The organism is Hymenobacter sp. APR13 (assembly GCF_000737515.1).
Taxonomy (GTDB): domain Bacteria; phylum Bacteroidota; class Bacteroidia; order Cytophagales; family Hymenobacteraceae; genus Hymenobacter.
In genome coordinates this window covers 200,378-225,213 of record NZ_CP006587.1, presented here as the reverse complement: position 1 = coordinate 225,213, position 24,836 = coordinate 200,378, and the positions used below count along the sequence as shown (strand labels likewise).

Genomic DNA, 24,836 nt, shown 5'->3' with positions numbered 1-24,836 from the left:
TCGCGAAGTGAAACTTCCCGTTACAACTGGCTGCCTCAAAAATCAAAAATTGAGCGTCCCAACGTCCAAAGGCCGCCAGAACGCTCAATTTCTAACACGTAACTGCTATCTAAACAGCGGCTTCTTCCATTACCGACTCCACCGACTCCAGGGGCAGGCCCCAGGCGTCAGCTACGCCTTTGTACACCACTTTGCCATGCACCACGTTCAGGCCGAGGCGCAGGGCCTCGTCGCGGCGGCAGGCTTCCTGCCAGCCCAGGTTGGCCAGCTTCACAGCGTAGGGCAGCGTAGCGTTGGTCAGGGCCAGGGTGGAAGTGTAAGGCACGGCACCCGGCATGTTAGCCACGCAGTAGTGCACGATGTCGTCGATGATGAAGGTTGGGTTTTCGTGAGTGGTCGGCTTGCAGGTTTCGATGCAGCCACCCTGGTCCACGGCCACGTCCACGAGCACGGTGCCGGGGCGCATGGTCTTGAGCATGTCGCGGGTGATGAGGTGCGGGGCCTTAGCACCCGGAATCAGCACCGCGCCGATGATGAGGTCGGCGGTTTTGATGGCTTCGCGGATGTTGTACTCGTTGGAGTACTGCGTTACTACATTCTTAGGCATGAAGTCGTCCAGCTCGCGCAAGCGGTTCAGGCTGATGTCCATCACGGTAACTTTAGCGCCCAGGCCGGCGGCAATTTTGGCGGCCTGCGTGCCCACGATGCCGGCACCTAGTACCAGCACTTCGGCGGGCTTCACGCCGGGTACGCCACCCAGTAGAATGCCGCGGCCTTTCAGCGGCTTCTCCAGGTACTTGGCGCCTTCCTGCGGGGCCATGCGGCCGGCCACTTCGCTCATCGGGATGAGCAGGGGCAGGGCACGGGTGGGCAGCTCCACAGTTTCGTAGGCCAGGCACACGGCTTTGCGCTCAATCATGGCGTGGGTCAGCTCCTCGCCCGAGGCAAAGTGGAAGTACGTGAACAGCAGCTGGTTTTCCTTGATGAGCGGATACTCGGAGGCAATTGGCTCCTTCACCTTCACAATCATCTCGGCCTTGGCGTACACGTCCTCGATGGTAGGCAGCACGGTAGCGCCGGCCTGCTCGTATTCGGCGTCGGAGAAGCCGCTGCCGTTGCCGGCCGTGGCCTGCACGTATACGTCGTGGCCGTGCTTGCGGAATTCAGCTACACCGGCAGGCGTCAGGCCTACGCGGTTTTCGTTGTTCTTGATTTCTTTCGGTACGCCGATGATCATGGCAGAACGTGAAGGTGGGTGGGTGAAAATTGAAGCTGCAAAGATAGGGGATGAAGTGATGGGGTGAGGAAGTGAAAAAAACAGGATTTCGGTAATCCGGCTTTTTCACTTCCTCACCCCATCACCTCATCACTCAAATCACTTAAACGGCACTTCGGCGCCGCTTTCCTTCACCATGCTGCCCGCGTTCAGGTCGCGCACTACGGTGGCTTTCAGCGTGATTTTAACGTCGCCGTTCAGGTCGTTGGAGGTCAGGGTGGCCATGTCGCTCATCTGGCCGGTCTGGCGCTGGGCGTACAGGATTTCCACCACGGCGCTCTGGCCCGGCTGAATGGTAGGCGGCACGGCCTTGTAGCCGATGCAGTTGCACTGCGACGTAATCATGCCCAGCTCCAGCGGCTGCTTGCCGGGGTTTTTCACCGTGAACTTGGCCACGGCCTGCTGGCCGCTTTCCATTTTGCCGAAATTATGCACGTTGCGGTCCAGCACCAGCCGCGGCGACTGCGCCAGCTGGGCCGGCGTCATCATCGTTTTCATCTCCGACTTGGTCACCACGTCGCCTTTGATGGTGAGCACCGCGCTGGGCGTGCTGGCGTTGCTGGTCACGGTCACGGTTTTGTTGAAGATGCCGGGGCGGCCGGCGCTGCTGTACATGGCCTTGATGATGCCCGACTTGCCGGGCAGCACCGGCGTCTTGGTCCAGTCGGGGGTGGTGCAGCCACAGCTGGCCTGCACGTTGGCAATGATGATGGGCTGGGTGCCGGTGTTCTTGAACCTGAACTCGTAGGTGGCCATGGTGCCTTCGGGCACTTTGCCGAAGTCGTGGGTGTCTTTCTCAAACTTCATGACGCCCTGGGCCCGGACACCCAGCGCCAGCAGGCAGAAAAACAGGAGGGAAGCAATGTGTTTCATAGAGGGTAGCGCCAAGCCATGGCTTGGCGTATGGAGTGAACGAATGAAGTCAAAAAGAAGGCTGCTGAGGCGAGCCGCAACCGCCGCGCACCACTGCCACTTCAAAGATATACAAAAACGTGCCGGCCGCGTATCACCCCCGCCCCGTGAATGCTCCCGGCCAAATCCGTACTTTTGGGTGCCTGTTTGCCGCAGGTACTCTTTCCGCCCGCTATTTTCCCGGCCCCAACACCCTTCCCCACCCGCCCTATGCCCACCGATGTATCTGCTGACCTGATGGCCACCACCGCAACTCTGAGTAAAGACGACCTGCTGCACGACTACCGCCTGGGCTGGGAAAGCCGGCAGGCCTCCTTGGCCGGGCGCAAAGAAGTGTTCATGGGCAAGGCCAAATTTGGCATCTTCGGCGACGGCAAAGAGCTGCCGCAGTTGGCCATGGCCCGCGCCTTCCGCCCCGGCGATTGGCGCTCGGGCTACTACCGCGACCAGACCTTCATGCTGGCCGCCGGCGAGCTGACCCTGCAGCAGTACTTCGCCCAGCTCTACGCCCACCCCGACGCCGAAGCCGAGCCCGCCACCGCCGGCCGCGCCATGAACGGCCACTTCGCCACCCGCATCCTCGACGAGGACGGCAACTTCAAGAACCTCGCGCAAAGCAAGAACTCGTCGGCCGATATTTCACCCACCGCCGGCCAGATGCCGCGCCTCGTGGGGCTGGCTTACGCCTCCAAGCTCTACCGCCAAAACCCCGAGCTGCACCAGTACGACCAGTTTTCGGTGAACGGCAACGAGGTGGCGTTTGGCACCATCGGCAACGCCAGCACCTCCGAAGGCATGTTCTTCGAGGCCCTGAATGCCGCCGGCGTGCTCCAGATTCCGCTCTTGATGAGCGTCTGGGACGACCATTATGGCATTTCGGTGCCCGCCGAGTACCAGACCACCAAGCAAAGCATTTCCGCCATTCTGGCCGGCCTGCAGCGCGACGGCGAAGGCGAGCAGGGCTTCGAGATTTTCGTGGTGAAAGGCTGGGACTATGCCGCCCTCGTGGATACTTACCAGCGCGCCGCCGAGGTGTGCCGCACCCAGCACGTACCAGTGCTCATCCACGTCACGGAGGTGACGCAGCCGCAGGGCCATAGCACCAGCGGCTCGCATGAGCGCTACAAAAGCAAGGACCGCCTGACCTGGGAAGAAGAGCACGACTGCCTGCGCAAAATGCGCGAGTGGTTGCTGGCCGAGGGCCACGCCACCGAAGACGAGCTCAACCAGATTGAAGCCGCCGCCAAGGAAACCGTGAAAGTGGCCCGCACGGCCGCCTGGAGCGAGTTCTTCAACCCCATCAAGCAGGAGCGCGACGAAGTGGTGGCCCTGCTCAACAAGCTGGTAGCCGACACCGGCACCGAAAACGGCCTGCACGAGCTGGTTGAGCACCTGGAGCACAACCCCACGCCCATCCGCGCCGACCTCGTGCGTACCGTGCGCCGGGCCCTGCGCCAGGTGCGCGGCACCCGCAGCGCCGGCCGCCGCGACCTGCTCAGCTGGCTCGACCAGGCCCTGGCCGAAAACGCCGACCGCTACAACTCCTACCTATTCAGCCAGAGCGAAGAAGCTGTTGGCAACATCGAGGAAGTGAAGGCGGAGTTTGCCCAGGATGCCCCGCAAGTAGATGGTCGCGAGGTGCTGCAGGCCTGTTTCGATGCTAACTTCCAGCGCGACCCGCGCATTTTCGCCATCGGTGAGGACGTGGGCCGCATCGGCGACGTGAACCAGGCGTTTGCGGGCTTGCAGGACAAATTCGGCGAGCTGCGCGTGACTGATACTGGCATCCGGGAGTGCACCATTGTGGGCCAGGGCATCGGGGCGGCGCTGCGCGGCCTGCGCCCCATCACCGAGATTCAGTACCTCGACTACCTGCTCTACGCCATCCAGATTCTGAGTGATGACGTGGCCTGCCTGCAGTACCGCACCAAGGGCGGCCAGAAGGCCCCGCTCATCGTGCGCACCCGCGGCCACCGCCTCGAAGGTATCTGGCACAGCGGCTCGCCGATTCAGATGATTCTGGGCGCCATCCGCGGCATGCACCTGTGCGTTCCGCGCGACATGACCCAAGCGGCCGGTTTCTACAACACGCTGCTACGCTCCGACGAGCCGGCCATCGTGATTGAGTGCCTCAACGGCTACCGCCTAAAAGAGCGGATTCCGAGCAACGTGGGCGAGTTCACGCTGCCGCTGGGCGTGCCCGAAGTGCTGCGCGAAGGCACCGACATTACTGTGGTTACCTACGGCTCGATGTGCCGCATTGTGCTGGACGCCGCCAAGCAGCTGGCTGAAGTGGGTATTTCGGTGGAAGTGCTGGACGTGCAGACGCTGCTGCCCTTCGATTTGGAGCACGTCATCACCGACAGCATCCGCAAAACCAACCGCGTGCTCTTCGCCGACGAGGACGTGCCCGGCGGCGCCTCGGCTTACATGCTCCAGCAGGTGCTCGACGGCCAGGACGCCTACCGCCACCTCGACGCGGCCCCGCGCTGCCTCGCGGCCCAGCCCCACCGCCCGCCCTACGGCTCCGACGGCGACTACTTCAGCAAGCCCAACGCCGAAGACGTGTTCGACGCCGTCTACGAGCTGCTCCAGGAAGCCGCTCCCAAGCAGTTTCCGGCTATTTATTAGGTGAGTGATGAAGTGAAGGGTGATGGGGTGACAGGTTAGGAGGTAGCCACGATTCAGGTTCTCCCATCTGTTACCTCACCATCTCATCGTCCCAAAACCCACAAAAAAGTAACAGGTGAGGAAGTAGCCGAAATTCAGCCTCTTCCTCACCTGTTACTTTTTTACTTGTCACCTCATCGCCAAAATCTACCTTACTACTACAAAGCTGCTGGTCGTGACGGTGTTGCTGGTGTTGAGGGCGCGGTCCTTGATGGTGATTTCGTAGCGCACTTCCTGGCCGGGGAAGAATGGGGAGCCCAGCGAGAGGCGCTGGCCAAAGCGCAGGTCGCCTTCCAAGGGCGCTTTTTTCTCGGCGTTGGGCTCCAAGTGAGGAAACTGACCATAATAGGCCTCGGGCCGGATTTCTAAGCCATCGGGCGTACGGGTATAGGGCTCAAACTGGCCCGTGCTGTTCTTCACAAACAGCTTGATAATGTAGTTCCAATGATTGGGATTCAGCGTGCCGTCGGCGTTGAGGCGCTGGTAGGGCGGGTTGGTATATTCGTCCTGATTGAGGCCCAAGTCGCCGTCACCGTCCTTAAAGCCCAGCGTAATAATTACGCTGTCGGCCGGAATGTCGCCGGGTAGGGTGGGCTGGCGCGCCACGGTCAGCGACTTGAACTCGATACTGGGCGTTTCCGGAAATTCCGGCGGGCTGATGCATGAACCGACGGCTACGCTGGCTGCTGCCAGCCCCAAACTCAGACGAAGCGTACGAAACATGGTCATAATAACTAGCTGTTGTGAGACGAAAATAGCCTTGTGGAAGGCAAAAGGTACGATTTCTCAACGAAGCCGCCCGGCAATTGTTATTCTCTCTGCTAACCCCGCCGAGCCCCAATGAGTTTCCGCACCGACTACCTGGCTGAGCTGCCCCACCTGACGCCCGAAACCGCGCCAGCCGCCGCCCTGCGCCTGTTCCGGCACCAGGCCGAGCACTGCCCGCCCTACGCCGCCTACCTCTCCGCCCTCGGCCGCGACCTGCGGCAGGTGGCGCGGCTCGAGGACATTCCGTTTTTGCCCATCGAGTTCTTCAAAACCCAGGAAGTCCGCACCGAGCCGGCCGGGTGGGCGCCGCAGGAAACATTTCTGAGCAGCGGCACCACCCTGCAGCAGCGCAGCCGCCACCTCCTCCGCGACCCGCAGCTCTACCGCCACAACGCCGCGCACATCTTCCGGCAGTTTTACGGCCCGCTCACGGAGTGGACGTTTCTGGCTTTGCTGCCCTCGTACCTGGAGCAGGGCCACTCGTCGCTGGTGGCCATGGTGGAGTATTTTGCCCGGGAGTCGGAGCAGGGGCAGGACGCGTTTTTCCTGCACAACCACGCCGCGCTGCTACAGGCTCTGGCCGAGGCTAAAGCTGCCGGCCGCCGGGTTCTGCTGTTTGGGGTGAGCTACGCGCTACTGGACCTGGCGGCTGAGTACGGGGCCGCGCCGGAGCTGCAGCACATTACGGTGCTGGAAACCGGCGGCATGAAGGGCCGCCGCCGCGAGATGATTCGGGAGGAGCTGCACGCCGAGCTGCAGCAGGCGTTCGGTCCGGCCGGCATCCACTCCGAGTACGGTATGACGGAAATGCTGAGCCAGGCCTACAGCTTCGGCGACGGCCGTTTCCACGCCCCGCCCCAGCTGCGCCTCCTGCTCCGCGACCCCGCCGACCCGTTCTCCGTCAGCGCAACCCGCCCCGACGGCGCCCTCAACGTCATCGACCTAGCCAACATCGACAGCTGCGCCTTCATCGAAACCAAGGACCTGGCCCGCATGCACCCCGACGGCTCGTTTGAAGTGCTGGGCCGGATGGACAACTCGGATATCAGAGGCTGCAACCAGATGGCCGGCAGCTAGCCAGGCTGTCATTCCGAACGCAGTGAGGAATCTGAGTAAGTTAGTTTTTGGCCGGCAGCCCGATGTAGAGACGCAATAGTTGGAGTCTCGTCGTTGAACGACTGGAACTGTGCCGGTTGAACAACATCAGCAACGGCGAGACGCAAAATATTGCGTCTCTACCCAGATTCCTCACTGCATTCGGGATGACTGGTTACTTCTTCACTGCGGTAATCGTGCCGTCGTGCTCCAGGCGGACCACTTTGGTGGTGGACAGGTCGTCGGTGTTGGCGGTGGCGCGCACGCCGGCCCGCAGCTCCTGCTCGCTCACGCTTGCCCGGGCCAGCTCCTGCTGGTGAATGGTGGCGCCTTCCGCCAGGATGGAGTCGGAGCCCTTTACCAGCTTGCGCAGCAGCGGCGAAAAATACACCGCATACGCCAGGGCCCGGTGAACTGCCACCAGCGCCGCCGCCGCCGTGAACGTAATGCCCATCGGCGCATCGGCAATGATGACGCGGCTGAGCAAAGCGCCAAACATGAATTTCACCACCATGTCGAGGGCGCTGTTGCCGCCGAAGGTGCGCCGCCCCGACAGCCGCAGCAGCACCAAGGCCACCAGAAACACCAGCACGGCCCGCGCGCAGGTCTGCCCCACGGTGATGGTATCGGCCGTGGCCTGCATACCCAGTAGGTTATTGAAAAACTCCTGCATCAGCTGAATCGGGCAAAAAGGTAAACCAACAACAGCGCGGGCCGGCCACCGGATACGTACCCGGCGGCTAACCCGCGCTGTTTGTGGTAATGCTAGAACTGCTGCCGCCAGTCGATGGTTGCTGCCGGCCGGAGGTTATTTCCCCGCAAACGCCTTGGCGTCGGCGGCCGAGATGGTGTCGTCGCTCATAATCACGAGGCGCTCCACCACGTTGCGCAGCTCCCGGATGTTGCCGCGCCAGTCGAGGCCCTTGAGGTAGTCGAGGGCGGCGGCGTCGATTTTCTTGGGCTTGTTGCCGTAGTCGGCGGCAATGTCTTTGAGGAACTTGCCAATCAGCTCCGGAATGTCGTCGCGGCGGTCGTTGAGGGCCGGCACCTGAATCAGGATGACGGAGAGGCGGTGGTAGAGGTCTTCGCGGAAGTTGCGGTCGGCAATTTCCTGCAGCAGGTTTTTGTTGGTGGCGGCCAGCACGCGCACATTCACGCTGATTTCCTTTTCGCCACCCACCCGCGTAATCTTGTTTTCCTGCAGTGCCCGCAGCACCTTGGCCTGGGCCGAAATGCTCATGTCGCCGATTTCGTCCAGAAACAGCGTGCCGCCGTCGGCCTGCTCGAACTTGCCGATGCGCTGCTTCACGGCCGACGTGAACGAGCCTTTCTCGTGCCCGAACAGCTCCGACTCAATCAGTTCCGACGGAATGGCGGCGCAGTTCACCTCAATCAGCGGGCCGCCGGCGCGGTTGCTGAGCTCGTGCAGCTGGCGCGCTACCATCTCCTTGCCAGCGCCGTTGGGACCCGTAATTAGCACCCGGGCGTCGGTTGGGGCCACCTTCTCGATGGCCTTGCGCACAGCCCCCAGCTCTGCCGAAGAGCCAATCATCTCCGAGCTTTTGGCGACTTTCTTTTTGAGCGTCTTGGTTTCGGCCACCAGCTTGGTGCGGTCCAGAGCGTTGCGCACCGTCACGAGCAGGCGGTTGAGGTCTGGTGGCTTCTGCAGGAAGTCGTAGGCGCCTTTCTTGGTGGCATCCACGGCCATTTCCACGTTGCCGTGGGCCGATACCATGATGAAGGCAGCATCGGGCGCCACAATGCGGGCGCGCTCCAGCACCTCGATGCCGTCCATTTTGGGCATTTTGATGTCGCAGAGCACCACGTCATACTTGTCGCGGATGAGCATGTCGAGGCCGGTGGGGCCGTCCTCGGCCTGGTCGACCTGGTAGCTTTCGTACTCCAGAATTTCCTTGAGCGTGTGGCGGATGGCCTTTTCGTCGTCGATTATAAGAATGCGGGGCATAAGCAAAGGAAGTTGGGCAGCGAAAGTAACGAAAACAAGGGCGCAAACGATGCCTTTGTCATCCTGAGCTTGCGAAGGAGCTTATCACGTTTGGGTCACCACCGAACGATGGTGTTAAGACGTGACAAGGTCCTTCGCAAGCTCAGGATGACAGATGGCGCAGGATGACAAAACGCCAAAACGGCCGCCGCACCCGAAGCTGCGGCGGCCGAAAGCCGTGGTGATGAGTCTGTAAGCCGGGTTTTGTACGCTGCCCCGAAAGGCCGCGCCTCCACCATTTATCTAGGCCAGTCCTCGCGGAAAGGCTCCATCAACCTACCCGCTGGCCCCGGACGAGCCGCCCGGTACGTCCGCGCAGGACGCGTGCCAGCTTATTTGGTCTTTCAACCCCTGAGGTTTACCCAGCCGGACTGGTCACCCAGCCGCTGGTGCGCTCTTACCGCACCTTTTCACCCTTACCCGATGGTGGAGTAGTGGGTTGGTGGCGTGATGGATTTTACTCCACCAATCCGCCATTCCGCTCATCCGCCATCGGGCGGTTATTTTCTGTGGCACTGGCTGTCCCGGGTTGCGTTACACTTCCCGGTCCTTCCCGTTAGGAAGCAGGGTGCTCTGTGTTGCCCGGACTTTCCTCGTCGCCTTGCGGCGCCGCGGTGGAGCGACTCATCACTGAGGGCAAAGGTAGCACAGATATCATGCAGTAAGCATTACCTAGCCCCGGAGGGGCGGCATATTGGTAGAAAACAGGTTCGCTGATAATCCCAAAGCCCCAGCGGGGCGGCACCTTATCTGTGCCGCCCCGCTGGGGTTCTGGCGTTATGGAATGGTCTATTGGCTACCTACATACCGCCCCTTCGGGGTTGAAAGCTTCGAAATCTTCAGGAGGCACTAGGCCCTTGCGGCTCGTCTGGCATTACAGACTCAAATACATAGTTCGCGTTGTACTCCACGCCAAATCGTTCGAGCAACAACTGGTATTCTTCAGCGAATGTGCGTTTTGCATGGTGTTCCTGCTGACGCTGAATGTACCGGATTACATCTGGTAGTTGAGAGGCGCTGTAGGAAAACGCACCAAAACCTTCCTGCCACGCAAATTTCGTTTTCAGCCAGCGTTGCTCATTAATGAACTTGGCGGAGTTGGCTTTCATATCACGAACCAGATCCGAAAGTGCCTTTTCCGGCCGTAACCCAATCAACAAGTGCAGGTGGTCGGGCATACCATTGATGGCGAGTAGCTTCTGGCCCTGATTCGTTACGATGCCGGTGATATAGCGGTAAAGCGTTTCAGCCCGGTCTGCAGGTATCAGGCAGGCCCGGCCCCGCACGGCAAACACAAGGTGAAGGTGAATCTGCGTGTAGGTATTGGCCATGAGGCGCGGGAAAGGTGTCGCCCCTCCGGGGCTTAAGCAGCGGAATTACGTACTATTTCTACCAATATGCCGCCCCTACGGGGCTTGCGGGCAGAGCAGCCCTGCGCACAGTCGATTTCGGGTGCAGGATCCGTGCGGGCAGATCAGGCTTACGGGCAGGGCAGTGGCAAGCCTCTGGCTATCCCGCACGCCGCGCCTCAATCAGCTCGTAGCCGTCGTCAATGAGCAGGCCGCCGCCGGTGGCGCTGCGCACGGCGAGCTGGTCGCACCGCTCGTTTTCGGGGTGGCCGTTGTGGCCGCGCACCCATTTGAAGTGCACGGTGCGCTGGCGGTACACCTTCACGAAGCGCCGCCAGAGGTCTTCATTGGCTTTTTTGCCGAAATCCGGCTTGTTGAGCCAGCCGAACACCCACTTCTTTTCCACCGAATCCACCACGTACTTGGAGTCCGTCACGACGGTAATGGGCAGCTCGGGGCGGTTGATGGCCTCCAGGCCCACGATGATGGCCAGCAGCTCCATGCGGTTGTTGGTGGTGAGGCGGAAGCCCTGGGTCAACTCTTTCTCGTGCTGGCCGAAGCGCAGAATGGCGCCGTAGCCGCCCGGCCCCGGGTTGCCGCGCGAGGAGCCGTCGGTGAACAGGTAAATCAATGGAGAAAATTGAAAAGAACGTCATGCAGAGGCGCAGCCGAAGCATCTCGCGTGCTGATGCACGGTTACTACTCCAGCGTCAGCACGCGAGATGCTTCGGCTGCGCCTCTGCATGACGTTTCGGGGTCAAAAATTCGATTTAAACAGCTTGATGGCAATGGCCAGCAGAATCACGCCGAACACGCGGCGCAGGATGTCTTCGCCGGCTTTGCCGAGCTTGCGCTCAATCCAGGCGGAGCTTTTGAGCACGCCGTACACAAACACCAGGTTCAGCAAGATGCCGGCCAGCACGTTGGGCAGCTGGTAGGCGGCCCGCAGCGAGAGCAGCGTGGTCATGGTGCCGGCCCCCACGATGAGCGGAAACGCCAGCGGCACGATGGAGCCCGACGCCGCCAGCGGATTGTGCCGGAACAGCTCGATGCCCAGAATCATCTCCATGCCGATAAGGAAGATGATGATGGCGCCTGCCAATGCAAAACTCTGGAAATCAACCCCGAACAAACTCAGGATGCTCTGCCCTAGAAACAGGAACACCACCATCAGCACGCCGGCCACCAGCGTGGCTTTTTCGGAGTGAATCTGGCCTTCGCGCTGCCGGATCTGGATGATAATCGGGATGGAGCCCAGAATATCAATCACGGCAAACAGCGTGAGCGTGACGGAGAAGATTTCTTTGAGACTGAACATAAATCGCAGATGGTGCAGATGATGCCGCTGATGCCGCAGATTCGTTCTGGCAGGGCAGGTGTAGCGAGTGGTGGGCCGCAGATTCGTTCTGAGTTTTTCTGGCAGGGTAGGCTTGAGGACGGGCGGTGGAATGGCTGTTACCGCTCACCTGTTCGGCAAGCTGCCTCGTCCGGCAAATGAGGGCCGGCGCAGCTGCCAGAACGAATCTGCGGTATCGGCGGCTTGGTCTGCACCATTTGTGATCAGGCGAACTCGCGGGCGAAGAACTGCACCAGCTGCTCGAAGGCAGCGTCGGGGATGGCCGGGAAGTTGGCGATGCGCAGGCTGTTGCTTTTCCAGGTGCCGTAGCCGTTGCCGAGCTGCAGGCCCTGGGTGAGGGCGCGGCGCTTCACCTCGTCGATGAGGGCGGGCGGGCCCTGCAGGCCGATGACGGTGGTGGAGCGGGTTTCGGGGTTCGTGACCAGGGGCGTGAGCTGGGTGGCCTGCTCGAAGTAGTCGTAGAGCTTGGTGGCGCGCTCCTGCAGGTGCTGGTGCACGGCTTTCAGCGCCGGCCGGTCGTGCAGGACGCGGCTGAGCAGGTAGATGCCCAGCACGTTGGGCGTGTAGGTGGTCTGCCAGTTCAGCATCTTCTCGTACTGGCTCACCAGCGAGTTGTAGTGAGCCCGCTCGTTCTGGTCGCGCAGCCGCGCCACGGCCCGCGGCGACAGAATCATCACCGACAAGCCTGCCGGCAGCCCGAAGCACTTCTGCACCGAGGCAAACCAGATATCGGCCTTGATGAACTTGAGCTGCACGCCCGCCATCGACGACGTGGCATCGACGGCCAGCAGCGCCTGCCCGAGGCGGTTGTAGAGGTTCAGGATGAAGCCGTCGCGCAGCTGGGTGGCGTTGCTGGTTTCGTTCTGGGTGATGCAGACCAGGTCGGTTTCGGAGTCGGGCAGGGGCAGGGCGGCCACGTCGGGCACCTCGTCAATACCAAACGGGTAGCCGACGCAGGCCGGGCGCAAAGCCTTGGCGTACTCGTACCATTTCTCGCCGAAGGCCCCGCTGTAGAGGTGGAAGCTTTTGCGTGGCGTGAGGCTCTGCGTCAGCACTTCCCAGCACTCCGTGGCTGAGCCCATGAAGAACACGGTGTAGTCCTGCGGCACGTTGAGCTTGTTTTTCAGCTCCTGCACGGTCTGGCGCATGAGGCCCGTGAACCGCTCGCCGCGGTGCGGGGCCGAGAGCCAGCCCTCGTCGAAAGCGTCCTGCAGATACTGGCGCACCTGCGGGTACACCTGCGCAGGGCCGGGATTGAATGTATACATAGGTGTAGTGAGGCTAAGAGGAAGTGCAAAGGTAGTAATGAGGGGATGGGGTGATGAGGTGAAGAAGTGAATGGTGATGAGGCGATGAGGTAACAGGTTAGAACGTCATGCAGAGGCGCAGCCGAAGCATCTCGCGTGCTGACGGTGCAGTGTCGCTCAGACATCAGCACACGAGATTCCTCGCGCTGCTCAGAATGACGTTCTAACCTGTCACCGTTCACCTCATTCCTTCATTACTTCTTCACTTCATCACCCAAAAATCACACCTTAAACCCCATACGCTTGGGGCGCTGGCTTTCGAAGTACTGCACGGCCATGCGGTAGCTTTCCAGCTTGAAGCCGCTGATGCTACCGATGCAGTGCTTGCCCAGCAGACTGCGCTGCCGGAATTCCTCGCGGGCGTGCAGGTTGCTCAGGTGCACTTCCACCACGGGCGTGTTGATGGCGGCCACGGCGTCGGCGAGGGCCACGCTGGTGTGGGTGTAGCCGCCGGCATTGAGCACGATGCCGTGGTAGGTGTAGCCCACTTCGTGCAGCTTGTCGAGCAGTTCGCCCTCGTGGTTGCTCTGGAAATACTCCAGCTGCACCTCCGGGAAGGCGGCGCGCAGTTCGGGCAGATAGTCGTCGAAGGAGCGGGTGCCGTAGATGCCCGGCTCGCGGCGGCCGAGCAGGTTGAGGTTGGGGCCGTTGAGAATGAGAAGCTGCATGTGTGGGGCTTAGGGAATGGGGCCTGGGGCTTAGGCTCAGTGAGGCGGGGGCACTGACTGATTAATTGGCGACGGCAAATTACGCTTCGTTAAACTTGTGACCACAAAACAATATTCGCGGCAATACTGCCCGGCTATGCACGTGGCCTGAGCTCCAGGCCCTATTCCCTAAGCCTTACATAGATGTCCACCTGGTCCATTACTATTCGGCAGTTTGAAGGCTACCTGCAACTGGAGAAGTCGTTGTCGGGCAATTCGGTGGAAGCCTACGTGCGCGACGTGAATAAGCTGCACCACTTCCTGCAGATCCGGCACCTGCCCAACTCGCCCAAGGAAGTGACGGCCGAGCTGCTGCGCGAATTTCTGGCCTACCTCGGCGAGCTGGAGCTGAGCGCCACCTCGCAGGCGCGCATCCTGTCCGGCATCAAGGCCTTTTTCAGCTTCATGATCATGGAAGACCTGCTCACGCACGACCCCACCGACACGCTGGAAGCGCCCAAAACCGGCCGCAAGCTGCCCGACACGCTCAGCTACGACGAAATCGTGCAGCTGCTGGACGGCATCGACCTGAGTACGCCCGAAGGCACCCGCAACCGGGCCATGCTGGAAGTGCTGTACTCCTCGGGCCTGCGCGTGAGCGAGCTGACAGGTTTGCGCCTGTCCAACGTCTACGCCGACCAGGGCTTCGTGCGCGTGACCGGCAAGGGCAATAAGGAGCGGCTGGTGCCCATCGGGCGCGATGCGCTGAAGCACCTGGGGCTCTACCTGCAAGGCATCCGCTGCCACCTCGACATCAAGCCGGGCCACGAGGACTTCGTGTTTCTCAACAAGCGCGGCAGCAGCTTGTCGCGCGTCACGGTGTTCACGGTCATCAAGGCCGCTGCCGACAAGGCCGGGGTGCGCAAGAGCATCAGCCCGCACACGTTCCGCCATTCCTTCGCCACGCACCTCATAGAAGGCGGCGCCGACCTGCGGGCCGTGCAGGAAATGCTGGGCCACGAAAGCATCACGACCACCGAAATCTACACCCACCTCGACCGCGACTACTTGCGACAGGTGATTACGGCCTTTCATCCGCGCAGCTGAGTGGCCTCAAGCCAAAAAACCGCCGGAAAGCAACCCCATATTCGGTCTGCTTTCTGGCGGCTTTTTGGCGCCGATTAGTTATTAAATGATAAATACAATATATAGGGATTAAACCGGGTTACTGGCACCTTGTCGAAGCAACCCGGCCCGGCAACTGTCTGCCTCCATTTTCATCCCTCCATGAAAGCTTTACGAACGTCCGCCGCCCTGTTTCTAATGGTGGTACTTTTCCAGCAGTGCGCCAAAGATTCCGGCGAAACCGCGCAGCCCACTTACGAAGCCGTGAAGGCCGCTTTCGGCAGCAAGCTCGACCTCAACCAGTTGGCTGACTACGCCAACCAGCCCCGGCCGGCCTACATCACCAAGGACAACACGGGCAGCAACCGCATCAGCAACGAGAAGGCCACGGTGGGCCGGGTGCTGTTCTACGACAAGAGCCTGAGCATCGACAATACGGTATCGTGCGGGAGCTGCCACCGGCAGGAACTGGCCTTTGGCGATGCCGAGCAGGCCAGCAAGGGCGTGAGTGGTGGCCTCACCGGCCGGCATGCCATGCGCTTGGTAAATGCCCGTTTCGGCCGGGAAACGAAGTTTTTCTGGGACGAGCGGGCCAGCTCGCTGGAAGAGCAGGCCACGCAGCCCATTAAAGACCACGCCGAAATGGGCTTCAGCGGCCAGAACGGCCGGCCCAACATGGCGACGCTGCTGAGCAAGCTGCAAGGCATAGGCTACTACCAGGAGCTGTTTCAGTTTGCCTACGGCAGCCCCACTATCACCGAGCCGAAGCTGCAGGAGTGCCTGGCGCAGTTTATCCGCAGCATCCAGTCATTTGATTCTCGCTACGATGCGGGCCGGGCGCTGGCCGCCAACGACCAGCAGAACTTCGTCAACTTCACGGCCCAGGAAAACGCGGGCAAGAACCTGTTTCTGGCGCCGCCCGTCTTCGACGCCACCGGCAACCGAATAGCGGGCGGCTTGGGCTGCAACGGCTGCCACAACGCTCCCGAATTCGACATCGACCCCAACACCGGCAACAACGGCATCATCGGGGTGCTGAACGGCACTGGTATCGACGTAAATAATACCCGCGTGCCCACGCTGCGCGACATGCTCAATAGCAGCGGCAACCTGCATACCCAGCTCATGCACACCGGGAGCATCACCACGCTGCAGGCGGCCATCGGCCACTATGGCACCATCAACCTAGCGCCCGGCAACAGCCGCCTCGACCCGCGTCTGCGCCCCAACGGATTCGGCCAGAAGCTGAACCTGACGGCCGCCGAGGTGAATTCGCTGTCGGCCTTTTTGAAGACGCTGACGGGCATCAACGTATACACTGACCCCAAGTGGAGCACGCCTTTCTAGGCAGTCAGTTCTCAGAAACAGGCGTTAGCGCAGACCGTGTTGGCAGGTGTGCAGCCACTCTTCGGCCTCGCATACTGACTCAAACAGCTGCAGGTCGGTGCCGGCATTGCTGGTCCAGCCCGTGTCCAAGTCGCCGACGTTGGCGCTGGCACCGGGCTGCATGACGTGGGCCACGCAGGGCGGTGGAGGCGTGTTGGTGCTTTCCCACACGTAGCGTAGCCACGTCAGGGAGTCGAACCAGGGGTTGAGCACCCGGCTGTTGTCGTTTAGAAAGAGGGGCGCAATGGGGCTACTGAGCAGGTCGAGGTGCGAAACAATGCTCTGAAGAGCTTGCTGCGGATTCACGAATCCCTGCCAAGTAGCGCGCAGCCAGTGGTTGCGGGCATCGTATTCGACTTGGCAGAAGGCATGCTTTTCGGAGGCAGATGGCGAGATGATAGTCATGGGACAATGCGGGGGCAGGAGTGGATACAGTCCTAACTGAGCATTGCAATTGGTGTGGTCGGAAGGATTCGGGGGCGGCGGGGTACTTTTGCAGCAAACCCGTTTTCTTGTGCCTACTTCAAATCCTTCTGATTCGTTACGGCTTCCGCCGCTGGTGCTGGCGGTGCTGGGCTTGCTGCTGTTTGTACTTCCATACGGCATTTTACGGGCTCACAGTTACGTTACCATCGACGATAATCTGGATGCGGAGCTGAATATTCCCTATCTGCTTGTGCAGCAAGGGGTGGCGCTGGACTACCGCCCGCAGGCTGTAGTGCCGCCCCTAATGGACGGGCTGCCCCGCAATGCCCTGCGTCCGGGCCTGAGCGTGACAGTAGGGCTGTTTGCTCTGTTGCCACCGTGGGCCGCCTACTTGGTGCAGCAGGCCCTGGTGCGGCTGCTGGGGCTGCTCGCCTTACATGCGCTGCTGCGGCAGGAACTGCTGCCCGAGCGGCGGCAGCGGCGGGTGGCAGCCGGCGTGGCACTGGCCTGGGCGCTGCTGCCGCTCTACTCCATGTATGGGCTGTCGGTGATGGGGCAGCCGGCGTTGCTGCTGGCGTTTCTGGCCGTGCGGCGCGGCGCCGCGCGCTGGTGGCACTGGCTGCTGATTGCCGCCTTTCCGTTCTGGACGATGTTCGTGTTTGTGGGGCCGTTTGTGCTGGCGGCCCTGGGCGTGCTGTGGCTGCATGACTGGTGGCGGCAGCGCCAGCCCAACTGGCCTTTTCTGGGTGCCCTGGTGCTGCTGCTGGCGGTATATCTGGTGGTGGAGTGGCCGCTGTTCTATTCGCTGCTGGTGGCCCGGCAGTTTGTGCCACACCGCGTGGAGTTTGACCTGGCCCAGCTGACGCCGCTGGGTCTGAAAGCGGGGTTGCGCGGCGCCGTTCAGTTTTTTCTGTTCGGGCAGTACCACGCCAGCCGGTTTCTACGAGTGGCGGTGCTGCTGGCCGTGGCGGCCGCCGTGGCGTTGGCCCCGGCCGGGCAGCGGGCGGCGCGGGCGCGGCAGCTGGGCGGCTGGCTGCTGGCGCTGGCGGCGCTGGCCGTGTTTAGCGGGTTCTATCCGCAGTTGGTGGCCTGGGGGCAGCATCGGCTGCCGATTCTGGGCGTGTTCAACTTCGGGCGGCTGCATTTTCTGGCGCCGCTGCTGTGGTTCTGGCTGCTGGCGTTGGCGTTGCGCCACCTGAGTGGCCGCTGGCAGGCGGTGGTGGTAGGTCTGCAGCTGCTGATCGGGCTGGGCATGAACCCGGAGTGGCTCAACAACCTGCGCGAGCTGACCGGCCGCCCCAATCCGCACGAACCCAACTACACGGCCTACGTGGCTCCGGCGCTGTTTGAGCAGGTGCAGCAGGCCATCCGGCAGCAAACTGGCCTAGAACCGGCGCAGTACCGCGTGGCCAGCCTGGGTTTGCCGCCGGCCGTGGCCCAGCTCAACAACTTCTACACCCTCGATTCCTACCAGAACAACTACCCGCTGCCCTACAAGCACCGCTTCCGCCCAATAATAGCCGGGGAGCTAGCTAAAAACGACACCCTGCGCCGCTATTTCGATGCCTGGGGCAACCGCTGCTACCTGTTTTCCAGCGAGCTGGGCAAGGATTTCCGGGTGGGCGCGTTTCAGCGGCGCACAGTGCAGGATTTCGCCTTCGATGCGGCTGCTTTCCGGCAGCTGGGCGGGCGCTACGTGCTGTCGGCGGCCCGGCTGGCTACGCCTGCCCGCAGCGGACTGCGGCTGGCCGGCGAGTTCGGCCAGCCCGGAGCTTACTGGCGCATCTGGCTGTATGAAGTGGAGTGATGGGTTGGTGGATTGGTGGGGTAGTTGAAATGGTACGTCATTCCGAGCGGAGCGAGGAACCTCGCGTGCTGATGTTGAACCACGACTACAACGTCAGCTCGCGAGATTCCTCGCTCCGCTTGGAATGACGTTCTGGATTTTCGCCTTCATCACTCCATCAACCCACCACTCCACGAATCCGCTGAATCCCCCAACAATTGCCTAGATTTGGCCCTTTGGCGCGTGAGAATGGCAAAAAATACCTACAAGCAAGACGCAACCCCTCCCAGCCGGGCCAATGAGCCCCGGCCAACCCGTGCCCCGCAGCCCCGCCCGGCCGCGCCCGAACCGGCCGCGCCCCGCGAAAACCGCCGGGCCTCGGCAGAACCCAAAGCCGCCCCCAAGCCGCCGCGTAAGCCCCTGAAGCTGCCGTCGTTGAACCTGGGCGCCATGTTTGGCTTCCTGCGCGACCGGCGGTTTCAGCTGTTTTTGGGCTTCTTTTTCCTACTGGCCTCGCTCTACCTGACCTTTGCCTTCTTCTCGTTCCTGTTCACCGGCCACGCCGACCAGAGCGTGGTGGAAGGCCTCGACCATACGCCGGTGAAGGAAGCCGGCCAGCAGTCGGGCAACTGGCTGGGGCTGGTGGGCGCGTTTCTGGCGCAGCTCCTGATTTACAAGGGCTTCGGTGTGGCGGCCTTCGCCCTGATTCCGATTGTCTTCTTCCTGGGCTACAAGATTGTGTTCCGGCGCGCGGGCGTGTCGGTGAGCTACGTGCTGGCGCTGTGCCTGTTTATTATGGGCTGGCTGAGCGTGCTGCTGGGCTACGTGGTGCTCACCATGCAGGCCCCCGACGCCGACCCCACCCTGGGCTACCGCCTCGACTTCCTGAGCGGCGGCATCGGCTACGAAGCCGCCGTCTGGCTCGACAGCCTCATCGGCTGGGGCACGGTGCTGCTGCTGGCCTTCCTGCTGATTTCCTTCGTGGTGTTTTTCTTCAACGTCACGTCCGTGACGCTGCCGCGCTTTGGGGCAGAAGGGGAGGAGCCGGACCTGGAGCCTGCCGCCGCCGAGCAGCCGGCGCGCCCGGCCATGGCGGCCACGGCACCTTTCGAGGAAGATGAGCCAGAGCCGGATATGGGCTTTGTGGTGCGCGATACGCGCCCCGTGGCCGTGGCCCCCGCTGCTGCCTTCACCGAGGACGAGCCGGAAGACGAGCCTTACACCATGCCCGACGCACCGACCGTAACGACCGGTCCGGTGGCTTCGCCCGCGTTCAGCGTGGCGCCGGCCGCCGCTGCTGTTGTTGGCGCCGGTGCCGCCACCCTGGCCACCGCGGCTGGCACGGCCGTGCCCATGAGCGTAGCGGCGGCCGGTGCCACGGTAAGCGCGGCCAACGCCGCGGCTTCCATGGCTGCCGGAGGTGCTACTTCTGCTGCCCCAAAAGGCCCCAGTTTCTCCATCGAAGCGCCCGCCGACCCCGAGCCGCTGGCTGTGGCCCCGTCGCGGGTGCCCACGCCGCTTTCCCTCTCCGACCTCGTAGACGACGACACGCCGCTGCCCATCACAAGCAACGAGCAACGGACAACCAACAACGAAGCGCCGGCCCTGCAGATTACCGAGAAGCCCGGTGAGCTGGACCCCGCCGCCGGCGCCGACATGGCCCGCATTGCCGACGACGACGAGGACATGGACACCATGCCCGCCGTCAACTACGACCCTACGCTCGACCTCTCGCGCTACCAGTACCCCACGCTGGAGCTGCTCAACGACTACGGCGTTGCCAAGGCGCAGGTAACCAAGGAAGAGCTGGAGGCCAACAAGGACCGCATCGTGGAGACGCTGGGCCACTACGGCATCAACATCGCCAGCATCAAGGCCACCATTGGCCCCACGGTGACGCTCTACGAAATCGTGCCCGACGCCGGGGTGCGCATCTCTAAAATCAAGAGCCTCGAAGACGACATTGCCCTGAGCCTCGCCGCCCTCGGTATCCGGATTATTGCCCCGATTCCGGGCAAGGGCACCATCGGTATTGAGGTGCCAAACACCAAGAAGGAGATGGTAAGCATCCGGTCGGTATTCGCCACCGAGAAGTTTGCCCACACCGAAATGGACCTGCCGATTGCCTTCGGCCGCACCATTACCAACGAGGTGTTTGTGGTGGACCTGGCCAAGATGCCCCACTTGCTGATGGCCGGGGCCACCGGCCAGGGTAAGTCGGTGGGCTTGAACGTGATTTTGGCTTCACTGCTTTACAAGCGTCACCCGGCTCAGCTCAAGTTCGTGCTCGTCGACCCCAAAAAGGTGGAATTGAGCATTTTCAACAAGATTGAGCGCCATTTCCTGGCCAAGCTGCCTGACACCGACGAGGCCATCATCACCGACACCAAGAAGGTGGTGAACACGCTCAACTCGTTGTGCATGGAAATGGACCGCCGCTACGACCTGCTCAAGGACGCCGGCTGCCGCAACCTCAAAGAGTACAACCGCAAGTTCATCGAGCGCCGCCTCAACCCCAAAAAGGGCCACCGCTTTATGCCCTTCATCGTGCTGGTGATTGACGAGCTGGCCGACCTGATGATGACCGCCGGCAAAGAGGTGGAAACCCCGATTGCGCGCCTCGCGCAGCTGGCCCGCGCCATCGGTATTCACCTGATTGTGGCCACCCAGCGTCCGTCCGTAAACGTCATTACCGGCATCATCAAGGCCAACTTTCCCTGCCGGATTTCCTTCAAGGTGACCAGCAAAATCGACTCGCGCACCATCCTCGACGCCGGTGGCGCCGACCAGCTGGTGGGCCAGGGTGATATGCTGATTTCGCAGGGCTCCGACATCATCCGGGTACAGTGCGCCTTCATCGACACGCCCGAAGTGGACCGCCTCTGCGACTACATCGGCGAGCAGCAGGGCTACCCCGACGCCTACCTGCTGCCCGAAGTGGTGGGTGAAAGCGGCGGCGGCAGCGGCGACATGGAAGACATGGACCCCTCGCAGCGCGACGCCATGTTCGAGGAAGCGGCCCGCGTCATCGTCACGCACCAGCAGGGCAGCACCTCGCTGCTGCAGCGCCGCCTGAAGCTCGGCTACAACCGCGCCGGCCGCCTCATCGACCAGTTGGAGCACGCCGGCATCGTGGGGCCGTTCGAGGGCAGCAAGGCCCGCGAAGTATTAATTCCGGACGAGTACAGTTTGGAACAGTTGTTGAATACGCTGCCCAAGTAAGCGCCAGCGGCTGTTTCCAGCCACGCCAGGGAGGTTTTACCACTTCTTTTGGTTTAGAAGTAAACAAACTGGCCTGCTACACGTCTCTGTACTCAACCTACCGAATCACCACCTTTTTGCAATGAAAAAATACCTCGCCCTGCTTGCTCTTTCCGTGTCGCTCGTGTCGGCTGCTTCGGCGCAGCAGGACCCCAAAGCCGGCAAGATTCTCGACCAGATGAGTGCCAAGTATCAGGCTATGAAAGCCTTCCGGGCCAACTTCACCCAGACGCTGGAAAACGACGCCACCAAGGTGAAGGAAAACCTGAGCGGCGACATCTTGGTGAGCGGCCAGAAGTTCCGCCTGAAAATCAGCGGCCAGGAGGTCATTAATAACGGCCAGACGGTCTGGACCTACATGAAGTCGGAAAACGAGGTGAACATCTCGGACTTCGAGGCTGATGAGCAGGAAATCTCGCCTTCGCAGATTTACACGCTCTACAAGAAAGGCTACAAGTACTCCTACGTGCAGGAAGCCAAGGAAAACGGCGAGGCCGTGGACGTGATTGAGCTGTCGCCGGAAGACCGCAGCAACCCCGTGTTCAAGGTGCGCCTGAAGGTGAGCAAGGTGGACAAGTCGGTGAAGAGCTGGCAGATGTTCAAGAAGAACGGCAACCGCTACACCTTCAAAATCAACAAGTTCACGCCGAACGTGCCCGTGGATGCCACCACGTTCAACTTCGATAAGTCGAAATACAAAGGCGTGAAGGTTATTGACCTGCGCTAATTGCCCTTGCCAAACGAAACCGGCCCGCTTCCTTACAGGAGGCGGGCCGGTTTCGTTTGGGGAGACACTGCGCCGTGCAGCGCAGGCTACCCAAGGCGTGTGGTTTCCCAGTATCTTGCCCGTCCGTACTTTATGGGTGGCGCTATGCAAGAAGATTTCCTCCACTACGTCTGGCAGCATCAGTATTTCGATAAAACCGATTTGTGCACCATCGATGGGCAGCCGATAACCGTGCTGCGCCCCGGCATGCGCAACCCCGACGCCGGCCCAGACTTTCTGAACGCCCGCCTGCAGCTGGGCGAAGTGGAGTGGAACGGCGCGGTGGAAATCCATCTGCGCGCCTCCGACTGGCACCGCCACCAGCACCAGCACGACCCCAAATACGACCAAGTGGTGCTGCACGTGGTGTACGAAGCCGACCAGGCCGTGCTGCGCCTCGACGGCAGCGAAGTACCTGCCCTGGCGCTGGCCCCGCGCATTGCGCCCACGCTGCTGGCCACCTATGAGAAGCTGCTAGCCACGGCCGAAGCAACCGATGCGCTGCCATGCGCTCCACTGTTAGACACGGTTCCGGCCGTAACACGCATGAGCATGGTGGAACGGGCATTGCTGGAGCGGGTGGAGCAGAAAGCCAGCGTGGTGGAAGACCTACACCAGCGGCTGGGGCAGGACTGGGAGGCCACCGCCTACCACGCGCTGGCGGCAGCTTTCGGCTTTCAGAAAAACAGTGAGCCGCTGGCCCGCCTGGCCAAGGCCTTGCCGCTGAGTATCGTGCGCCGCCACCGCCACGATGCGCGCCAGCTGGAGGCCCTGCTGTTCGGGCAGGCCGGATTTCTGGCCGAAACCGACGCCACCCGCCACGACGCTTACCTGGCCGGGCTACGGCAGGAGTTTGCGTTTCTGCAGCACAAGTATAGCCTGCACGGCACGGCGCTGGAGGCGCACGAGTGGAACTTTCTGCGGCTGCGGCCGGCCAATTTCGCGCCGGTGCGGCTGGCCCAGCTGGCTGCCGTGCTGCATGCCCGCCCCGCGCTGTTCGACGCCCTGCTCACGGCCGCCGACGTCCGCACGCTCACCCAGTTCTTCCAGGCCCCGACCACCGACTACTGGCGGCAGCACTTCCGGCCCGGCGTGCCCGGCAAAGTGCCGGCGCTGGGCAAGAGTAGCGTGCAGGTGCTGATTACCAACGTGGTGGTGCCGCTACGGGTAGCCTACGCCCGCCACGTTGGCCAGCCGGAGCTGGTGGAAAGCGCCGTAGCCCTGCTAAGCGAGCTGCCCGCCGAGCATAACCACATTACCGACGCCTACGCAACCCAGGGCTTTGGCCACCGCAGCGCCGCCGACTCGCAGGGGCTGCTGGCGCTGCACCGCGGCTACTGCACGCCGCGCCGCTGCCTTCACTGCGCCATCGGCAGCCGGATTCTGCAACGAACCCCGGCTGTTTCGTGAAGCTGCTGCTGGCTCTTGTGCTCAATGCGGGTCTGCTGCTGCTGCTGTGGCGCTGGCTGCGGCCCCGGCTGACGGAGGCCGGGCTAGGCCGCTGGCTGCTGCCGCTGCTGGGTTTGAAGCTGCTGGCTTGGGCGGCCGCCAGTTGGCGCCCCAGCGCCGACTCGCGCCACATGCAGCTTTTCGGCAACGCCCTCAGCCGGCAGCTCTGGGAAAGCCCGGCGGCCTGGCTGCACACGGCTTTAGGCAATGAGTTTCATTTCCACGACTGGCACGTCGTCTTCCACGGCTTCTCCAACACGTTCTTCATGTACAAGGTCGTGTCGGTGCTAAACCTGGGGGCGGTGGGCAGCCTGTGGCTTTCGGGGCTGTACGCCAGTCTGTTCTGCTTTGTGGCGGGCTGGGAGCTGGCCCGCACCGTGCGCCGGCTGTTCCCGGACACGCCCACCGGGGCCGTGCTGGTGGGTTTTTTGCTATGGCCCAGCGTGCTGTTCTGGACGGCGGGCCTCACCAAGGAAAGCGTGCTGATAGGCAGCGGTGCCGCCGTGGTGGCGCTGGTGCTGCAGTGGCTGTATGGCAGTGAAAAGCTGCGCCCGTGGCAGTGGCTGGCGCTACTGGCGCTGGCGGCGCTGCACTTCGAGGCGCGGTTCTTTTTCGCGGGGCTGCTGCTGGCGGCGCTGGCCGGGCTGGCCGCTATCCGGACGGGGCAGTGGCTGGGCGGGCTGCGCCGCCGTTGGGGGCAGGTGCTGCTGCTGGCGCTGCTGCTGGCCGGTGGTGTGTTTGTGGTGGGGCAGGTGAGCCCCATATTCACCATGAACCGCTTCACCAGCCGCCTGCTCACCAACTACCGCGAGCTGTACGCCAAGTCCGCCGGCCGGCCGCGCATCGAGTACCCTGATCTGCGGCCCACCGGCGAAAGTGTGCTGGCGCACACGCCCGCGGCTATTGGGGCGGCGCTGGCGCGGCCCTGGCCCTGGGAAGGCGGCGGCGCGCTCTACGTGGTGGCGGGGCTCGAAAACCTGGCGCTGCTGGCGGTGCTGCTGTGGTCAGTGGTGCAGACCCTGCGGGGGAGGCCGGGCCGGCTGCCATTTGCGCTGGTGCTGGTGCTGCTGCTGTATTGCGTGTTGCTGGCCGCGCTGCTGGGACTCAGCAGCCCCAATCTGGGCACTCTGAGCCGCTACCGGGCGGCGCTGCTGCCCTATCTGTTGTGGCTGGCACTGCAGCACGAGGGCGCCGCGCGTTGGCTGCGCCGCCTCGGAATGTAGCGGCCCGCCTGGAAAAGCCAGCGGCCTC

The 24,836-nt window shown here is 62.2% G+C and carries 20 protein-coding genes and 1 other RNA gene; 9 read left to right on the top strand and 12 right to left on the bottom strand.

Annotated features, from left to right (window positions below; all coding sequences use genetic code 11):
* Nucleotides 1-109: 109 nt before the first annotated feature.
* Both ald and N008_RS00870 read right to left on the bottom strand, forming a co-directional pair.
* Entirely contained in the window at nucleotides 110-1,237 is a 1,128-nt protein-coding gene (gene ald, locus N008_RS00875; RefSeq protein WP_044013048.1) for an alanine dehydrogenase, read from the bottom strand.
* 138 nt (nucleotides 1,238-1,375) lie between these two features.
* Nucleotides 1,376-2,149 (bottom strand): DUF1573 domain-containing protein, encoded by a 774-nt coding sequence (locus N008_RS00870; protein ID WP_052381045.1) that lies wholly within the window; start codon nucleotides 2,147-2,149, stop codon nucleotides 1,376-1,378.
* A 249-nt stretch (nucleotides 2,150-2,398) separates the two neighbouring features.
* On the opposite strand from N008_RS00870, the gene N008_RS00865 reads away from it, so the two are divergent.
* Nucleotides 2,399-4,819, top strand: a complete 2,421-nt coding sequence (locus N008_RS00865) for a thiamine pyrophosphate-dependent enzyme (protein ID WP_052381044.1) — start codon at nucleotides 2,399-2,401, stop codon at nucleotides 4,817-4,819.
* 186 nt (nucleotides 4,820-5,005) lie between these two features.
* On the opposite strand, the gene N008_RS00860 is transcribed toward N008_RS00865, so the two are convergent.
* Nucleotides 5,006-5,581 (bottom strand): hypothetical protein, encoded by a 576-nt coding sequence (locus N008_RS00860; RefSeq protein ID WP_156108946.1) that lies wholly within the window; start codon nucleotides 5,579-5,581, stop codon nucleotides 5,006-5,008.
* A gap of 117 nt (nucleotides 5,582-5,698) precedes the next feature.
* Between N008_RS00860 and N008_RS00855 the strand changes: the two genes are divergently transcribed.
* Nucleotides 5,699-6,703, top strand: a complete 1,005-nt coding sequence (locus N008_RS00855; protein WP_044013045.1) for an acyltransferase — start codon at nucleotides 5,699-5,701, stop codon at nucleotides 6,701-6,703.
* A gap of 193 nt (nucleotides 6,704-6,896) precedes the next feature.
* Here N008_RS00855 and N008_RS00850 read toward each other — a convergent pair whose 3' ends face one another.
* The 8 genes from N008_RS00850 to aroQ form a co-directional block, all read right to left on the bottom strand.
* A complete protein-coding gene (locus N008_RS00850; RefSeq protein ID WP_052381043.1) occupies nucleotides 6,897-7,394 on the bottom strand; it encodes a hypothetical protein in 498 nt (165 codons plus the stop codon).
* A gap of 135 nt (nucleotides 7,395-7,529) precedes the next feature.
* The gene (locus N008_RS00845) at nucleotides 7,530-8,687 is read right to left on the bottom strand and encodes a sigma-54-dependent transcriptional regulator (RefSeq protein ID WP_044013043.1); all 1,158 of its coding nucleotides are present in this window, start codon (nucleotides 8,685-8,687) and stop codon (nucleotides 7,530-7,532) included.
* A 216-nt stretch (nucleotides 8,688-8,903) separates the two neighbouring features.
* Nucleotides 8,904-9,357: RNase P RNA component class A (rnpB, locus tag N008_RS22155), an RNA gene on the bottom strand.
* 208 nt (nucleotides 9,358-9,565) lie between these two features.
* Nucleotides 9,566-10,057 carry an IS200/IS605 family transposase gene (gene tnpA, locus N008_RS00840; RefSeq protein WP_044013040.1) on the bottom strand — a complete coding sequence of 164 codons (492 nt, stop codon included), beginning with the start codon at nucleotides 10,055-10,057 and terminating at the stop codon, nucleotides 9,566-9,568.
* Between the two features lie 178 nt (nucleotides 10,058-10,235).
* Nucleotides 10,236-10,706 (bottom strand): ribonuclease HI, encoded by a 471-nt coding sequence (gene rnhA / locus N008_RS00835; RefSeq protein WP_044013038.1) that lies wholly within the window; start codon nucleotides 10,704-10,706, stop codon nucleotides 10,236-10,238.
* Between the two features lie 126 nt (nucleotides 10,707-10,832).
* Complete coding sequence (locus N008_RS00830; protein WP_044013037.1) at nucleotides 10,833-11,393, bottom strand: MarC family protein; 561 nt, start codon at nucleotides 11,391-11,393, stop codon at nucleotides 10,833-10,835.
* A 242-nt stretch (nucleotides 11,394-11,635) separates the two neighbouring features.
* Nucleotides 11,636-12,700, bottom strand: a complete 1,065-nt coding sequence (locus N008_RS00825) for an aminotransferase class V-fold PLP-dependent enzyme (RefSeq protein ID WP_044013035.1) — start codon at nucleotides 12,698-12,700, stop codon at nucleotides 11,636-11,638.
* A 260-nt stretch (nucleotides 12,701-12,960) separates the two neighbouring features.
* Entirely contained in the window at nucleotides 12,961-13,407 is a 447-nt protein-coding gene (gene aroQ, locus N008_RS00820; RefSeq protein WP_044013031.1) for a type II 3-dehydroquinate dehydratase, read from the bottom strand.
* Nucleotides 13,408-13,590: 183 nt separating this feature from the next.
* Between aroQ and xerD the strand changes: the two genes are divergently transcribed.
* Nucleotides 13,591-14,493 carry a site-specific tyrosine recombinase XerD gene (xerD, locus tag N008_RS00815; protein WP_044013029.1) on the top strand — a complete coding sequence of 301 codons (903 nt, stop codon included), beginning with the start codon at nucleotides 13,591-13,593 and terminating at the stop codon, nucleotides 14,491-14,493.
* Nucleotides 14,494-14,673: 180 nt separating this feature from the next.
* On the top strand, nucleotides 14,674-15,858 hold the full coding sequence (locus tag N008_RS00810; RefSeq protein WP_044013027.1) for a cytochrome-c peroxidase: 1,185 nt from the start codon (nucleotides 14,674-14,676) through the stop codon (nucleotides 15,856-15,858).
* A gap of 24 nt (nucleotides 15,859-15,882) precedes the next feature.
* Here N008_RS00810 and N008_RS00805 read toward each other — a convergent pair whose 3' ends face one another.
* Entirely contained in the window at nucleotides 15,883-16,302 is a 420-nt protein-coding gene (locus tag N008_RS00805) for a hypothetical protein (RefSeq protein WP_044013024.1), read from the bottom strand.
* 109 nt (nucleotides 16,303-16,411) lie between these two features.
* On the opposite strand from N008_RS00805, the gene N008_RS00800 reads away from it, so the two are divergent.
* The 5 genes from N008_RS00800 to N008_RS00780 all read left to right on the top strand — a co-directional run bounded on the left by N008_RS00800 (nucleotide 16,412) and on the right by N008_RS00780 (nucleotide 24,808).
* Complete coding sequence (locus tag N008_RS00800; protein WP_156108945.1) at nucleotides 16,412-18,130, top strand: DUF6044 family protein; 1,719 nt, start codon at nucleotides 16,412-16,414, stop codon at nucleotides 18,128-18,130.
* Between the two features lie 228 nt (nucleotides 18,131-18,358).
* The gene (locus N008_RS22600) at nucleotides 18,359-21,331 is read left to right on the top strand and encodes an FtsK/SpoIIIE family DNA translocase (protein ID WP_081910528.1); all 2,973 of its coding nucleotides are present in this window, start codon (nucleotides 18,359-18,361) and stop codon (nucleotides 21,329-21,331) included.
* Between the two features lie 121 nt (nucleotides 21,332-21,452).
* Nucleotides 21,453-22,097: a LolA family protein gene (locus tag N008_RS00790; protein WP_044013019.1), complete on the top strand. Its 645-nt coding sequence runs from the start codon at nucleotides 21,453-21,455 to the stop codon at nucleotides 22,095-22,097.
* 144 nt (nucleotides 22,098-22,241) lie between these two features.
* Nucleotides 22,242-23,546 (top strand): DUF2851 family protein, encoded by a 1,305-nt coding sequence (locus tag N008_RS00785; protein ID WP_044018135.1) that lies wholly within the window; start codon nucleotides 22,242-22,244, stop codon nucleotides 23,544-23,546.
* Nucleotides 23,543-24,808: a hypothetical protein gene (locus N008_RS00780; RefSeq protein WP_044013017.1), complete on the top strand. Its 1,266-nt coding sequence runs from the start codon at nucleotides 23,543-23,545 to the stop codon at nucleotides 24,806-24,808. The genes N008_RS00785 and N008_RS00780 overlap by 4 nt, the downstream gene beginning before the upstream one ends.
* The last annotated feature ends 28 nt before the right edge of the window (nucleotides 24,809-24,836 follow it).